Annotated in this window: 12 protein-coding genes; all 12 read left to right on the top strand. The window is 36.4% G+C overall.

Annotated elements, in window-relative coordinates; translation table 11 throughout:
* The first annotated feature begins 30 nt into the window (after nt 1-30).
* The 12 genes from J4771_RS07050 (at nt 31) to J4771_RS06995 (ending at nt 15960) form a co-directional block, all read left to right on the top strand.
* Nucleotides 31-1029: an acyltransferase family protein gene (locus J4771_RS07050; RefSeq protein WP_224134280.1), complete on the top strand. Its 999-nt coding sequence runs from the start codon at nt 31-33 to the stop codon at nt 1027-1029.
* Between the two features lie 54 nt (nt 1030-1083).
* Nucleotides 1084-1749, top strand: coding sequence for a GTP cyclohydrolase I FolE (gene folE / locus J4771_RS07045; protein ID WP_224134279.1), 666 nt, complete (start codon nt 1084-1086; stop codon nt 1747-1749).
* 73 nt (nt 1750-1822) lie between these two features.
* Nucleotides 1823-3289, top strand: coding sequence for a cysteine--tRNA ligase (gene cysS / locus J4771_RS07040; RefSeq protein WP_224134278.1), 1467 nt, complete (start codon nt 1823-1825; stop codon nt 3287-3289).
* Nucleotides 3290-3552: 263 nt separating this feature from the next.
* Entirely contained in the window at nt 3553-4716 is a 1164-nt protein-coding gene (locus tag J4771_RS07035; protein WP_224134277.1) for a T9SS type A sorting domain-containing protein, read from the top strand.
* Nucleotides 4717-4966: 250 nt separating this feature from the next.
* Entirely contained in the window at nt 4967-7588 is a 2622-nt protein-coding gene (locus J4771_RS07030; RefSeq protein ID WP_224134276.1) for a 4-alpha-glucanotransferase, read from the top strand.
* Between the two features lie 474 nt (nt 7589-8062).
* The gene (locus tag J4771_RS07025; protein WP_224134275.1) at nt 8063-9052 is read left to right on the top strand and encodes a hypothetical protein; all 990 of its coding nucleotides are present in this window, start codon (nt 8063-8065) and stop codon (nt 9050-9052) included.
* Nucleotides 9053-9186: 134 nt separating this feature from the next.
* Nucleotides 9187-9696 carry a hypothetical protein gene (locus tag J4771_RS07020; protein ID WP_224134274.1) on the top strand — a complete coding sequence of 170 codons (510 nt, stop codon included), beginning with the start codon at nt 9187-9189 and terminating at the stop codon, nt 9694-9696.
* A gap of 119 nt (nt 9697-9815) precedes the next feature.
* Nucleotides 9816-10796, top strand: coding sequence for a glycosyltransferase family protein (locus J4771_RS07015; RefSeq protein WP_224134273.1), 981 nt, complete (start codon nt 9816-9818; stop codon nt 10794-10796).
* Nucleotides 10797-11103: 307 nt separating this feature from the next.
* Nucleotides 11104-11514, top strand: coding sequence for a hypothetical protein (locus J4771_RS07010; protein ID WP_224134272.1), 411 nt, complete (start codon nt 11104-11106; stop codon nt 11512-11514).
* Nucleotides 11515-11620: 106 nt separating this feature from the next.
* Nucleotides 11621-12127: a ferritin gene (locus tag J4771_RS07005; protein ID WP_224134271.1), complete on the top strand. Its 507-nt coding sequence runs from the start codon at nt 11621-11623 to the stop codon at nt 12125-12127.
* A gap of 21 nt (nt 12128-12148) precedes the next feature.
* Complete coding sequence (locus J4771_RS07000) at nt 12149-14035, top strand: DUF3857 domain-containing protein (protein ID WP_224134270.1); 1887 nt, start codon at nt 12149-12151, stop codon at nt 14033-14035.
* The gene (locus tag J4771_RS06995) at nt 14032-15960 is read left to right on the top strand and encodes a DUF3857 domain-containing protein (protein WP_224134269.1); all 1929 of its coding nucleotides are present in this window, start codon (nt 14032-14034) and stop codon (nt 15958-15960) included. The genes J4771_RS07000 and J4771_RS06995 overlap by 4 nt, the downstream gene beginning before the upstream one ends.
* Nucleotides 15961-15998 lie beyond the last annotated feature (38 nt).

The raw sequence follows: 15998 nt of genomic DNA, 5'->3' as shown, positions 1-15998 counted from the left end.
TTTCGGTTCTGAGTTTCGTTTATTAATGACATGAAGTTTAGCTTTATTAATTCAGCAAGAGGAATTGCCATTTTAATGGTGGTAACCCTCCATGTTTCCCAACTAATTACTATGGAGGGATACTGGAAGTTATTAAAATTCTTCTGCAATTATGGGCAGCTTGGCGTACAGTTTTTCTTCATTGCTTCCGCCTATACCTTGTGTCTTTCTGCAGACCATCGAAAATCTGAATCGCACGCCTTGAGAAATTTCTACATCCGCAGATATTTCAGGATTTTTCCGGTTTATTATTTGGGAATTATCGTGTATTATTTGATGAACTTATTTTATCAAGACGCAGGAGCTTATACTTTCAAGAATGTTTTTGCCAATGTTTTATTTATTCATGGCTTTATTCCGTCGGCAAATAATAAGATTGTTCCGGGTGGGTGGTCTATCGCAACAGAGATGCTTTTCTACTTCATATTTCCTGTGTTGCGTTGGTTTTTATTTTCTGGAAAAATAATTTTTAGGGCTTCATTAATTGTTTGTGCGTGTTTTCTGGGACTTTATTTGTTACAGATTAAAGTTGATAACAATACTTTTTGGTATTACAACATCATCACACAATTGCCTGTATTTGTTGTTGGAATGGTTTATTACAAATATGTTGGTCAAATTTCATTGAGGATTGGATTTGCGCTGTTCGCCTTATTTACTTTGGTCACATTATTTTTTTGGCAGTTCCGTTGGTTTGAATTTGTACCGCTATCTTCTGGAATTTCTTTTTGTGGGCTGCTTAAAATTTTAGAGAAAACTTCATTGGATCACCCCTTTTTTCAAAAAATTGGAAAAGTTTCCTATTCCGTTTACGTTGTGCATTTTATTTTTGCATTTTTTCTGCTCCCGGAAAACCAAAGTATAGTATGGTTCCTTCCTTTCTTGGTGCTGACTTTTGCTTTAAGTTATTTTATTTCGGTTTTACTCGAAAAGTATATCGAAAAGCCATTTATCAAGATAGGTTCAAAATTGACTTCTGCAAGTAATTAATTTGTCGGCATTCAAAAATTAAATCCCTAATTTTGTCCTTTCATTAATAAAAACATGAATTACGAAATCGAAAACGACGACGACCTCTTTACCGGAAAGGACCACACTCCTTTGCGGAAAGATGCTTTCGAGAAATCACCACAGGAAAAAATGGAGATTATTCAAGAACATTTCCACGCAATCATGGAAACTTTGGGAATGGATATGACCGATGATTCATTGAAAGACTCCCCGAAACGTGTCGCAAAAATGTATGTCAACGAAATCTTCGGCGGCTTGTTACCCGAAAACAAACCTGGAATTTCCACTTTTTCGAACAAATACAAATACCGCCAAATGTTGGTGGAAAAAGACATTACCGTATATTCTTTCTGCGAACATCACTTCTTGCCAATCATCGGAAAAGCGCATGTTGCCTACATTTCCAACGGTGAAGTGATTGGACTTTCAAAAATCAACAGATTGGTGGATTATTATGCGAAACGTCCGCAAGTTCAGGAAAGATTAACCATGCAGATTGTGGATGCGCTGAAAGAAGCGCTCGGAACAAAAGACGTCGCCTGTATCATCGATGCAAAACATTTGTGCGTGAATTGTCGCGGAATTAAAGACACCGCAAGTTCCACCATCACTGCAGAATTGAGCGGAATCTTCCGAACCAACCCCATTACAAGACAAGAATTCCTGCATTATGTGGGAAGTCATGCAAAGTTTGATTAGTTCTACTTTGTTTTATATTGTTTGATAAAGTTGTGAAATCAAACAAAATCAAATCATATCCAATTTAATGAAAATGAATTTAAAAATATACAACTCCCTTTCCGGCGAAAAAGAAAACTTCAAACCCATTCACGAAAACAATGTCGGAATGTACGTTTGCGGACCCACTGTTTACAGCAATGTTCACCTTGGAAATGTGCGTACTTTCATGTCGTTTGATTTTATTTACAGAACGCTCTTATTTCTTGGATATAAAGTGAGATACGTTAGAAATATTACCGATGCAGGTCACTTAACTGATGACGGCGATGTGGACAACGACCGATTTGTAAAACAATCCCGCCTCGAAAAGCTGGAGCCGATGGAAATCGTACAGAAATATACCGTGGATTTTCACAAGGTTTTGGATACTTTTAATCTTCTTCCGCCAACAATTGAACCTACTGCAACCGGACATATTTTGGAGCAGATTGAATTAACACAGAAATTAATTAACAGCGGTTTCGCTTACGAAAGCAACGGCTCCGTTTATTTCGACGTATTGGAATACAACAAAAGAGGTTTGAATTACGGCGAACTTTCCCGAAGAAACATCGAAGAACTTTTTGCCAACACAAGAGATTTGGATGGGCAACACGAAAAGAAAAACCCGCAAGATTTTGCACTTTGGAAAGCCGCTTCACCTGCACACATCATGCGTTGGAATTCTCCGTGGGGAGAAGGTTTTCCCGGATGGCATTTGGAATGTACCGCGATGTCAACTAAATATTTAGGTGAAAAATTCGACATTCACGGCGGTGGAATGGATTTGAAATTCCCGCATCACGAATGTGAAGTCGCCCAAGGAAAAGCCTGCAACGGAACCGAACCCGTAAATTATTGGATGCACGCAAACATGTTGACCATGAACGGACAGCGAATGAGCAAATCCACAGGAAATTATATTCTTCCGATGGAATTGGTTTCAGGAAATAATGATTTTTTCGAGAAACCGTTTCATCCTTCGATTGTGCGATTCAACTTTTTACAGGCGCATTACAGAAGTGTTCTCGATATTTCCAATGAGGCGATGGTGGCGAGCGAAAAAGGATTTCAAAGATTGATGGAAGCGCTTAATTTGGTTTCAAGTTTCAAGTTTCAAGCTTCAGGTTCGTCAAGTTTTGATTTAGCAAGTTGGAAAAGTAAATGTTTGGAAGCATTGTGTGATGATTTCAATTCCCCGATTTTGATTTCACATCTTTTCGAGGCGGTGAATTTCATCTTCAAATTAAAAGACGGCAAAGAAACCATTACTTCAGAAGATTTAGAAGAACTGAAAAAACTGATGCACGATTTCGTTTTTGAAGTTCTAGGTTTAAAACCGATTGAAGAAAACAACAACGAAAAACTTGACCAAACTTTGCAGGTTTTAATCGAGTTGAGAAATCAGGCAAGAAAATCAAAAAATTTCGAACTTTCCGACCAAATTCGTGACCGTTTACTTGCAGAAGGAATTGAGTTGAAAGACGGAAGAGACGGAACCACTTACAGTATTAATTAATTTGTTCTTCAATCGAAGCGATTGTCACGTTGAGGTGAAGTTTATCCTGAGCTTGCCGAAGGAAAGCGTATTATTTATGGATAAAATCCAAAATAATTTTACAAAACCTTTCAGTTTTTCAAATGCTGAAAGGTTTTTTTTATTTCATTCGTGAATTCGTGGCAGGTTTTCTTTTCAATATATTTTAAATTAAATTTTCCACAACCGATTAAAATATTTCCTAATTTAGTTTACTCAAAATCACCACCTTAAAAATTTAAATTATGAAAAGAAAACTACTCTCTTTAGCAATGTTGTCCATTGCGATTTGCGCTTCTGCACAACAGGATATCTACGCACTTACTGGAAAAAATTCGCAGAATATTGTGTTTAGTGATTTCCGTACTTTGGACGTTCAACACGGGGTTTCGGGAAATATTATTTTCGGAGCAGAATCTACACCAAAGGTTTTTTCGCAGGTTTTCAATAAAAATGTTACGGAAGACAAAAACACGGTGAATCATTCTCAAGCGATTTCGATGGCTGCTTTAGCGTATGACGAATTGAATGGAAAGCTAGTTTACATTCCGATGTTTACATCCAATATTTATGTCCTAGACCAAAAATCAAAAGACATAACTTTGCTGGAAAGTCAGGCCATCAAAACTTCGCAGTGCGACAATGGTTCGCACATTACGAGAATGACGACAGGTTACGACGGAAATATTTATGCGATGAGCAATTCCGGTTCGCAACTCATCAAGATTTCTAAAAAAGATGGGAAATACATTTCAACAGATTTAGGCGCAATTAAAGATGATTTTTCCAACGGAGAAAACTCTTTAAAAGTAATGACGAAAGGTTTCGGTGGAGATATGGTTGCAGCTGCTGACCATAATTTCTATGTTTTTTCAGCTTCGGGAAATGTATTTCAAGTTTCTCCGAAATACATGAATGCTAAATTTTTAGGAAAAATTTTGGGACTTCCACAAAATTATTCTTTAAACGGAGCCGCGGTAAATTCCGCGGGAAATGTCGTTGTAGCAAGTGCACGCGGCGAAAACATGTATGAAGTTACGTTGAATGATTTACAGGCAAAACCGATCGCAGGAGAATTAAAAATTCCGATCTACGATTTGGCGAGTCCTTACGTTGTGGGCGAAAAATTAAGTTCGTTTGCCAATTCAGGAGTGGATGTTTATCCGACAAAAGTGGATGAAAACTACATCAATATCAAGTTGGAAGATGCAAAAATTACAGGAAACATTTCTGTTGAAATCTACGATTTCGCAGGTGTTAAAGTAATGCAGAAAAATTTAACTTCCATTGAAAAGAACAAAACGCAGAAAATAGACTTAAACAGTTTGAATTCAGGAGTTTATGTGGTCTCAGTTTTGAATGGCGCAAAAAAAGTCATTCTTAATAAAAAGATTTATGTGAATAAATAAAATTCGTTTACATCTGAGTTTAAAACCTTTTCGAATTTATTTTCGGGAAGGTTTTTTTATGATTTTTCGCATCTTTTCAAAGTAAGTTTGTAATATTTTGAAAATCAATATATAAACTATTGATTTCAATTAGAAATTTTACTTAAAATATCCAAACATTCATCATATTTTTCATAAATTGCAGCCACGAAATTCGCATTAAAGAATTACATCAATGAAACTTTATTTTAACATTAATTTCCACACTAAAATGGGCGAGAAACTCCAAATTTTGGTGATGGAAGAAGGGAGTGAAGACAAACTATACTTTTTAAATTACACCGATAACGGAAATTGGAATGGCGAAGTTGATTATTTCTCCAAATCCATTTCCTACAAATATCAATTGACCGATGAAAGCGGAACTATTTTAGACGAGGAATTTTCTTCGCATCATTTAAACCTTCCGCACAATTACAACGAGTTTGTGATTTATGACGTGTGGAACAAAAAGAATTTCCCTGAAAATTATCTGAACAACAAAATTCTAAAAAATAAATTAAGCGGTTTCAAAGCGGATAAAATTTCTGTACTGAAAAAACATACGCACCTTTTCCGTTTGGAAGCACCAATTTATCATCCAAATTGGAAAGTCGTAATGTTTGGAAACAGCGACGCACTCGGAAATTGGGAATGGTTGAAAGCGGTTGAAATGGCTCAGACCGATTTTGGTATTTGGGAAGCCGCGTTGGAATTGCCGACCAATCAAATGATTCAGTACAAATACGGTTTGATGAATACCGATTCGGGAGAAGTTTTCGATATTGAATACGGCGACAATCGTTGGGCTTTACCGAACGTGGAAAAAAATACGTTGCAGATTAAAGCAGACCATTTTTTCAAATTTAAGTCTTACGAACTGTATCATGCAGCAGGAGTTGCGGTTCCTGTTTTCGCTTTGAGAACGGAAAACGGTTTTGGTGTTGGTGAATTTTCGGACCTTAAAAATTTAGCGGATTGGGCAAAAAAAACCAACCTTTCCATTTTACAGATTTTGCCAATTAATGACACGACTGCAAATTACACTTGGACGGATTCTTATCCTTATGCGGCGATTTCGGTTTACGCGCTTCATCCACAATATCTATCCATCAAAAACCTTGATTATGCTTTACCGAAAGATTTAGTTAAAGAATTTAAGGCTAATAAAGAAGAACTGAATTCATTGAATCTCATCGATTACGAACAAATCATTTCAGGAAAATGGAAATATGTGAAAGCTGTTTTCGATGCGAATAAGGACAAAATTTTAAAGGACAGAAACTTCAAAAAATTCATCAAAGACAATGAAGAATGGTTGATTCCTTACGCAGCTTTTTGTGTTCAACGCGACAAATATAAAACGCCCAACTTCAACGATTGGAAAACCCATAAAAAATACATCGCAGGAAAAATCGCTCCATTCTTTACGACAAAAAGTAAAGATTACGAAACCACGATGCTTCATTCCTGGGTTCAATATCAATTGCATTTGCAGTTGAAAGACGCGGTGGATTATATGCACAGTTTAGGAATTTCCGTGAAAGGAGATTTGCCAATTGGGATTTACCGATATTCCGTGGAAGCGTGGACGGAACCTGAACTTTTCGGGATGGATTTTCAAGCAGGAGCACCGCCTGATCAATTCACGGATTTAGGGCAAAATTGGGAATTCCCGACCTACAATTGGGAGGCGATGAAAGAGGACGGTTATCGTTGGTGGAAAAATCGTTTCAAAGCTTTGGAGCAATATTTTGATGCGATGCGGATTGACCATATTCTCGGTTTCTTCCGAATTTGGAGAATGCCGATGAGTGCAACACAGGGAATTTTGGGCTATTTTTACCCTGCAGTTCCGGTGAGAATGGAAGAATTTGCAGCGAGAAATATTCCGTTTAATTACGATAGATATTGCAAACCTTATATCAACGACCAAATTCTTTGGGATTATTTTGGGGACGAAAGAGATGCGATTCACAACTTCTTCATGAATAACCATTTTAATGGAACTTACAGTTTCAAAGAGGAATTTGATACGCAAAGAAAACTTCGAAACTATTTTGACGAATATCCACATCCATGGGCGGAAGATAAATTGATTTCGCTTTGTGCAAACGTGCTTTTCTTGCAGGAAGACGCAGGAAACGGCGATTATGTGTATCATCCGAGATTCAACATCAACAAAACCGATTCTTACAAATATCTTGCAGATTGGGAAAAACAGGCGGTTTACGATTTGTACATCGATTATTTCTTCAAAAGACAGGACGGATTATGGTATCAAAAAGCCATGGAGAAACTTCCTGTAATTTTGAATTCTACCGATATGTTGATTTGCGGCGAAGATTTAGGGCTCGTTCCGGATTGCGTTCCGCAAGTCATGGACAGATTGGCGATTACTGCCTTGAAAGTTCAGAGAATGCCGTCGGAAAACATTTTATGGTACAACCCGAAACATGCGGGTTATCTGAATGTGGTTACCGCAAGTTCGCACGACAGTTCAACGCTTCGTCAATGGTGGCATGAAGATCGAAATTTCACGCAGAAATTCTTCAATGAGCAACTCGGTCAATACGGAACTGCACCGTGGAATTTGGAACCCGAATTGGCTGAAATCATCATGAAACAGCATCTTTACAACGAATCGATGCTCGCGATTTTCCCGCTTCAGGAATTTTTGGCAACGGATTATGAGTTGACGAATCCAAATATGGATGACGAAAGAATCAACCAACCTGCAGTTTTCCCGCATTATTGGAGATACAGAATGCATTTGAAGTTGGAAGATTTGGCAACGAAAGAAGATTTCAACAACAAAATTGCTTCCTGGATTTCGGATTCGAATAGAGTTTAATTTTTTAGCCACATAGTCACATAGATTTTATGTTTAAATTAAGATAGTATACAGCGTTTTTCTATTTTAAATTGAAGCTTCTTGCACAAATGCTGTATTCTATGTGCCTATGTGGCAAATAAAAATAGCAGATTAAATTTTAAAATATTTTAAAAAAATTCAAATTATTTGGTTGATTTTTTTTCTTTTTTTGATATCTGATTATCAATCTATTAAATAAATTTTCAAGGAAGTTAGAGCTTTAGTTTTAACTTCCTTTTTTTATTTGAATCAAAGAAATAGAGTTTTAATGTAAATCCGTTATTGAAAGGCGATTCGAGGAATTTTTAAATAAAATTTGGCACGCTTTTCTAATCATTTAAACTGAACTTTTAAAAAGATTTAAATAAAATGAAATCGCTGTCAAAAGTTTTGTTAAATCAAACACATTAAATGGCGATTGCATCATGCAAATAAAAATACAGGCAACTAATTATGAAAAAAATACTTTTGGGACTTTCGGTGTTTTTTGCGACATTGATTTCCGCACAGAATTATCCGGATTATTATCCGAACAGCAACAATAATAACGGTGGTTATTATAGTGATTATGATGATGAATATTATTTTCCTGACGATTATTATTACCAATATCCGTCTGATTATTATACCAACGACTATTATCAAAGTTACTACAATGATTATCAGCGAAGTATCTACGATATCAATTGGAACAGATTCTTTAGGACATATCGACTTTCACCGTGGCAAATCGATCAAATCATGATGTTGAATGATATGTTTCCAACATTTGCAGCGTGGGATAATTATTACCGATACAATCCGGACCGTTGGTATTACGACAGATTCTATGCATTGGAGAGAATTTTAGGACCGAGAATCTTCATCGTTTTCCAAAATAATTATTACCGAGGCTACAATCCGGTGGTGTATTATCAAAATTACAGAAGACAGCATTATGCGACCAATATTTACATCGTTCCGAGATACAGAAACATTAATGTAAACCGTTATAGAATTGACAGAAAGGAATATCATGAAAACAATCCTAGACAGAATTTTGGATTCAGAGACAATATAAGTAATGGTGGAAATGGAACCTATAATAACAGCAATACACCAAGAACAGGAGGTTTTCGAGATAATGGAAATCTAAATCAAGGCGGTACAAGAAGTGGCGGTTTCAGAGATGGTTCCAACCAAAATAGTACAGGAAGCGATTCTTCACCAAGAATTAATAATGGCGGTAAAAGAAGCGGCGGTTTCAGAGGAGAATCAACTGTACCTCAAAGCAATGGTGGTTTTAGAAACAATGATTCAGGAACGAGAGAAAATTCCATCAGAAATTCAGCTCCTCAAAGAAAAATAGAAAACAATTCCGACGGACAAAGAAATTTAAGTCCCGGATTCAGAACACAGGAAAACTCTACAAGAACTCCTGGAATGCGATTGACTTCGCAATAATTTTAGTTTTTTTAATGTTAATAATGATGGAGAGCAGTTTCAGTGATGGAACTGCTCTTTTTCAATTCAGGTAAAAACCCAATTTGGCACAAAAATGGAAACCACCTTATTACCAAATTAAAAAAATTATCAAAATGAAAAAGTTAATCACATTCTTAAGCTTAGGTTTTTTCACCTTCGGATATTCGCAATCAGATTATTATAACGATTATCAAAACAGTATCAATTCAATCAATTGGACGGATGTTGTGGCATCGCTTTTATTGTCGCCTTCGCAGCAAAATCAGTTGATGGCGCTCAACAATCAATATCCTGATTACAATTCATGGAACAGAGTTTATGGCAACAATCCCGATCGATGGAGAACCGACCGTTATAATTCCATGGCGCAAATCATGGGAAGTGAAAAATATGTAAAGTTTAAAAATAAATATTACAAAGGTCAAAATCCTGTAGCAGTTTACAACAGAAACAAAAACAACTACAAGAAATATCAGAACCAAAAGTACAAAAACATCAAAAAAGCTCAAGCAAACGGTGTAAATTCAAAATCGATGAAGGAGTATGAAAGAAGAAAAAAATTGAACGACGGAAGTCACCTTTATATCAAAGGAAACAACGGAAAGGCGAAAGGAAAAAAATAGAGCTAAATAATTTCGAAAAAGAAGAGCAAATTTGTTCTTCTTTTTTGTTTCAGTTTTAATTAATCATTAATTCTTATTTAAAGATTTGTGAAACAGCATTTTAAAATTAGTTTTGTAAGATGAAGATTTTATACGCCATCCAAGGAACGGGAAACGGTCATGTTAGTCGGGCCCGGGAAATTATTCCGCACCTAAAAAAACATGGCGAACTTGATTTGTTAATCAGCGGAACTCAAGCCGAAGTTGGTTTGGAGGACGAGGTGAAGTATCAATTCAATGGTTTTAGTTTTGTTTTCGGGAATAAAGGCGGTGTAGATTTCAAAGAAACCTGGAACAGGTTTCACTCGACGCAATTTATTAAAGACGTAAAAAATCTTCCGGTAAAAGATTATGATTTGATTATCAATGATTTCGAGCCGGTTACAGCGTGGTCTTGTAAATTGAAAGGAAAGAAATCGGTCGCAATGAGTCATCAATCAGCTTATCTTTCGCCGAAAACACCTCAATTGCAAGGTTTTCATTGGGGAAAATTCATTATGAATAATTATGCTCCTGCAAAAAATCACGTTGCTTTTCATTTTGAAAGATATGATGATTTTATACATACTCCCGTTATCAGAGGTGAAATCCGCAACTTGAAGACCCAAAATCTTGGACATTACACGGTTTATCTTCCCGCCTATTCCGACGAATTTATTTTAGATAAGGTTAAAAATATTCCCAATTCTAAATGGGAGATTTTTTCGAAACATTCTAAGATACACTATCAAAAATTCAATGCAGAAGTTTTTCCTGTTAATAATGAAAAGTTTCAAAATTCTTTGGCAAATTGTACCGGTTTATTAACAGGTGGCGGTTTTGAAGGTCCCGCTGAAGCTTTGTTTCTCGGTAAAAAAGTTCTCGCAGTTCCGATGCATCATCAATATGAGCAACAGTGCAACGCTTTGAGTATGGAAAGATTAGGAGTTCCCATCATTTGGAAAGAAAGCGAATTCGACGAAAAACTCAAAAATTGGGTAGAATCTGATCAACTGATTGAAGTAAATTTTCCAGATGAAACAGCAGAAATTGTGAGGAAAACTATTGCAAAATATAGTTGAACTTTTTCACAACCATTCCTTTGTTTTTCAAAAATAATTGAAACGCCTTTGTTTATTTTAAAAATTGCATTCACAAAATACGCCTTGTTTGGCTTAGCGATATCAATTTTTGCATGAAATAAGTTGATTTAAAAAAGTTATTAACTTTCTTAAAAATTTCAATTAGAATTGTTTTAATATCTCAACTCGAACCCCGCATCTCGCAACTCTTATCCGCTTTAACAAAACTTTATGAGTCAAATATTTAACTATTATTGAATTTGTACATCAAAAAGACAAATAACAATACTAACGAAATATTTACAAAATGAAAAAAATTGTTTTAAGCGCAGCGTTCGCAGTTTTCGGAACATTCGCAATGGCACAGCAAGATGGAAAAATGATGCAGAAAGATCCCGCTCAAATGGAACAAAAGAGAGCAGAACATTTGAAAAAAATGCAGGCTGATTTAGGGCTTTCTGATGCGCAGGTTGCTCAAGTAAAAGCATTGCAGGACAAAAGAATGGCTGAAAGAAAAGCTCAAGCGCCACAAATCCAAGCTGAAAGAAAAGCAAAAATGGAACAGTGGAAAGCTAAAAAAGAACAGCACATGGCTGAAATGAAACAAATCTTAACTCCTGAACAATACAAAAAGTGGGAAGCACAAAAACAGGAGCAAATGGATAGAAGAGGCAAAAAAATGCATGATATGCAAATGAGAAAAATGCCGGCAAAATAACAAGTTCATAATTTTTATTTTTAAGTGGGAGCAGAGAATTTTATTTCTCTGCTTTTTTTGTGCTGTCAAAGGAAATTCTTTATATTTGGTAAAAAAGAGATAAATTATGATCAGTGAAAAAATCGCCACGTTAATCAACGAACAAATTACCAAAGAACAATACGCCGCACAATATTATTTGTCAATGTCTGCCTGGTTTTCCGCCAGGGATTTGGATGGGATTGCCAATTATTTCCGTGTTCAAAGCAAAGAGGAATTGATGCATGCCGACAAAATGTTTGATTACCTGAATGATGTGGGTTCAGAAATCATCATAGGACAAATCGATCAGCCGCCGCATGTGTTTGCAGACGCAAAAGACGTTTTCGAAAAAGCTTTGGAACATGAAAAAATCGTCACCCAAAGTATTTTCAATATTTTGAAAAATGCGAATGAAGAAGGTGATTTCGCAACGGTTTCATTTCTGCAATGGTTTGTAAACGAACAAGTGGAGGAGGAAGCAAGTGCATCACAACTCGTTACCAAAATAAAAATGGTTTGTGATAATCCTTCCGCGATGTATCTTTTTGACCAGGAATTGTCTCAAAGGGTTTTTGATCCGAACGCTGTTTAATCATCATCTGTCTAAAATTACATGAAGCAGCTCTACAGATTGTTATTTTCGATTCTGCCACTATTCGGTTTTACCCAAAATTACAGTATGGCAGAAATTCCAGAAAACCTTTTGGCCAATGCGAATGCGGTCATTCGTGAAAACACCGAAAATTATGTGTTGAAATCGGTCAATGATATGACGGTTAAGGAAACAAAAGTCATCACGATTTTGAATAAAGCAGGTGAAGATTTTGCCTTGGTCGCGATTCCCTATAATCCTACGACAAAAGTGAGCGACATCAAAGTAGAACTTTTCGATTCCTCCGGAAAATTGATCAAAAAATTTGGAAAAAGCGATTTTTCAGATTATACCAATAACCGAAGTGCCGCTCTTTATGTTGATGACCGGATTTTGGTTTTCAAACCGGTGGCTACAAATTATCCTTATACCGTTAAATATTCTTATGAAACCAATACCTCAAATACAGTTTATCTGAATAACTTTCTCCCCTATCGTTCATTTGATGTTGCCCTGCAGAAAAGTGAACTTACAATTACCAACAATTCGGGGATTAAGATCCGAACCAAAATCAGCGATAAACCATTGGCAAAAGTTTCGAGATCTGAAGAAGGAAATGTGTCGAAGTATTCCTATGAAAATATTCCTGCCTTAAAAGAGGAAGAACTTTCCCCAAGTATAGATTACCTGCTTCCAAAAGTCGAGTTTTCACCGGAAAAATTTTCACTTGCAGGAAAGCAGGGAGATTTAACGGACTGGAATTCTTTCGGAAAATGGTATTACAGCCAACTTATTAATCCGGTTTCAAGTATTACTCCAGAAATTTCGGCGGAAGTTGCCGCTCTAAATTTATCGGGAACAACTTCTGAAAAGGTTAAAGCCCTTTATCAGTACATGCAGAACAAGACGCGATATGTATTAATTGCAATGGGAATTGGTGGATGGCAACCGATGCCCGCATCGGAAGTAAGCAAAAAAGGTTATGGCGATTGTAAAGCTTTGACAAATTATATGCGAACTTTACTTACCGCAGCTGGAATTCCATCTTATTATGCGGTGATTTATGATGACGAGTCTGTAATCAGTTTTGACAAAGATTTCCCAAAACTTTCTGGAAACCACGTGATTTTGATGGTTCCAACCGAGAAAGAGACGATATGGCTGGAAAATACTTCACAAAAGATTGCCTTTAATCATCTTTCTTATTCCTCACACAACCGAAATGTTCTTGCTGTAAAGGAAAACGGAATCGAAATCATCGATACGCCAGTTTACAAACCAGAAGAAAGCAAAGAAAAAATTATGGCAAAAATCAAACTCGCCGAAGATGGAAGTATTGATTCGTACGCAAACTTTGTTTTTACTGGCGGTCAATATGATATGAATCTAAAATTTTTCGCCATGAATAATGACGAAATTCAGGAAGCGTTAAAGAATAGACATTACCACTTGAAAATCGATCAACTCAAAATTCAGAATTTGACGAATAATCGAGATGATGCTAAGATTGTTTATGATTTAAACTTTAAGGCGAATGGTTTCTCAAAAAAAATCGGGAATGACCTGTTTTTTCCGGTGATGCCTTACTACAGTGCAGTTACATTTTCGGGAAATGATGAAAGAAAACTTCCCTTTGAAACCGCTTTTCCGTTTCAAGACGACTACGAAATTGAATACAGTATTCCGGAAGGATACAAATTTTCGGAAATTCCCAAATCTTCCGAGATTAACACGGAGTTCGGGAGTTATACCATTAATTACAACCTTAAAGACGGTAAATTATTAGTTCACAGAGTTCTTACCATTAAAAAGGGAATTTATCCCGTTGAAAAGTATAAAGAATACGTCGCCTTCAGAAAAAAGACTGCTGGAAGTGATTACACTAAAGTTTTAATTACCAAATTATGATCAAGAGAAGTTTACTTTTTATTCCTGTTTTTGTTTCCGGAATTTTCTTTGGACAGCACAAATTTCTTAATACACCTAAACTCTCGGAAGAAGATTTGAAGAGCGAAAAATCAACAGCTCAACAAGATGCACCTGCGGAAGTTTTGTACCGATCCATCCACATGCGGATTGATTACAACGGCTATTTATATAAAGATGTGGTTGATCGTGTGAAAATCTACAACAAAGACAACGCCTCCAAATTTTTGAATCAGGAAATACAAACCTATGATAACAACAAGGGAAGTAGAGAAACTTTGAGCAACCTAAAAGCCAATACTTTTAATTATGAAGGTGGCAAAATTGTTGTGACTAAGGTAGAACGCGATCAAAAGTATAAATCAACCGAAGATAAAAATTACAACATCACGAAATTCGCTTTTCCGAACGTTAAAAATGGGTCGGTTGTAGAATACTCTTATTCAGTTCTTACCCCATTCTTAGGCTCTACACCAAGAGTTTTGATCGAAGAGGAAATTCCTGTCCGTTACGTGGAATATGTTTTCGAAACACCAAAACCGCTTGGTTACAGTATTAATTACAAAGGAAGTATTTCGCCAACGCACAGAGAGACGGGTCCTCAAAATATTTATGGCGGCGAATATGAGGTGTACCGCTTTGGTTATGAAAATGTACCCGCTTTCAAGGATGAGAAATATGTTCAGAACAACGAAAATTATAAAACCGGAATCAAAGCAGAACTTAATTCTGCCGTCTTTGACAATCAGCTAAAATCGTACACGCTTTCCTGGAACGATGTTCGAAAAAGACTGATGGAAAATGACGATTTCGGTGAGCAACTAAAAAAGCAAAGCCTGGTAAAAGAATTGCTGCCAACAGAAATCAAAGCGCTTCCCACAATGGAAAAAGCCGCCGCAATTCTTAAATTCGTTCAAAAAAATTATACATGGAATAAGGAGGACGATGTCTTCACCGACAAAGGAATCAGGAATTTAATCAGTAGCAAAACCGGAAATACGGCAGAAATCAATCTTTTGCTTACCATGCTTTTGAGAAGTGCAGATATCGACGCAGATCCTGTCGTGCTTTCAACAGTAAAAAGAGGTGTGCTCCTTTCTTATAGTCCCTCAATAGCGCAGTTGAATTATGTGTTGGCTTCATTTGAAGATGAAGGAAAATTTTATCTTTTGGATGGGACGGTAAAACAAAGCGAAATCAATATGATTGCACCCAAAGCGTTGAATTATTATGGCTTGGCCGTTGGTAAAAAGGAAATGAAGCAAATCGATATCTTCTATCCAGACACAAGTAAAACGCTTCTAACGGTTGATGCTAAAATGAATCCGGATGGAACTTTCGAAGGACATTTTTCGGATCGCGACACCAAACTTTACGCAATGGTTGTTAATGAAAATTATCTTGAAAATAAAGAGGACTATACAAAAACATACAAAGACAAATACAAATTTTCTCTCACCAATTTAAAGCACGGTTTGCAGGAAAACAATGATTTTGAAACCAGTTTCGACTTTACCTCCGATACTTTTGTGGACGTGATTGGTAATAAGTTGGTTTTTAATCCGCTATTGTTTCTTTACTCCCAAAATCACGACTTCAACCAAAAGGAACCACGCAAAGCTCCGCTGGAATTTTACTCCGCTTATGATAAAATTAAGAAAGTAACCATTACTTTACCAGAAGGTTACGTATTTGAAAACGTGCCAAAATCTAAAAAATTCAGAACCGAGGACAGTGCACTGCAATATACGTATCTCGTAACTCAAGCGGGAAATAAACTTACGGTCGAAAGTATTGTAAACGTGGACGATTCGGTTTTCCCGAAAGAATATTACCCAGCTTTTACCCAAATTTTCGACAACATTGCCAAACAGGAAGCGCAAGTTGTAACCGCGGTTAAAAAATAGTTTAAGTGTTGAAGTTTCGTAATTCACATTTCGTACTT

It is taken from the genome of Candidatus Kaistella beijingensis, from assembly GCF_020084865.1.
Classification (GTDB): Bacteria; Bacteroidota; Bacteroidia; order Flavobacteriales; family Weeksellaceae; genus Kaistella; species Kaistella beijingensis.
Note: the sequence above shows the minus strand (reverse complement) of the source record. Positions and strands in the feature narration are given on the sequence as shown.

Coding starts and splice junctions, on each gene's coding strand:
- cysS (WP_224134278.1), top strand. CDS start 1,823: ATGAATTTAAAAATATACAACTCCCTTTCCGGCGAAAAAGAAAACTTC.
- J4771_RS07000 (WP_224134270.1), top strand. CDS start 12,149: ATGAAGCAGCTCTACAGATTGTTATTTTCGATTCTGCCACTATTCGGT.
- J4771_RS07015 (WP_224134273.1), top strand. CDS start 9,816: ATGAAGATTTTATACGCCATCCAAGGAACGGGAAACGGTCATGTTAGT.
- J4771_RS07025 (WP_224134275.1), top strand. CDS start 8,063: ATGAAAAAAATACTTTTGGGACTTTCGGTGTTTTTTGCGACATTGATT.
- J4771_RS07050 (WP_224134280.1), top strand. CDS start 31: ATGAAGTTTAGCTTTATTAATTCAGCAAGAGGAATTGCCATTTTAATG.
- J4771_RS07010 (WP_224134272.1), top strand. CDS start 11,104: ATGAAAAAAATTGTTTTAAGCGCAGCGTTCGCAGTTTTCGGAACATTC.
- J4771_RS07030 (WP_224134276.1), top strand. CDS start 4,967: ATGGGCGAGAAACTCCAAATTTTGGTGATGGAAGAAGGGAGTGAAGAC.
- J4771_RS07005 (WP_224134271.1), top strand. CDS start 11,621: ATGATCAGTGAAAAAATCGCCACGTTAATCAACGAACAAATTACCAAA.
- J4771_RS07035 (WP_224134277.1), top strand. CDS start 3,553: ATGAAAAGAAAACTACTCTCTTTAGCAATGTTGTCCATTGCGATTTGC.
- J4771_RS06995 (WP_224134269.1), top strand. CDS start 14,032: ATGATCAAGAGAAGTTTACTTTTTATTCCTGTTTTTGTTTCCGGAATT.
- folE (WP_224134279.1), top strand. CDS start 1,084: ATGAATTACGAAATCGAAAACGACGACGACCTCTTTACCGGAAAGGAC.
- J4771_RS07020 (WP_224134274.1), top strand. CDS start 9,187: ATGAAAAAGTTAATCACATTCTTAAGCTTAGGTTTTTTCACCTTCGGA.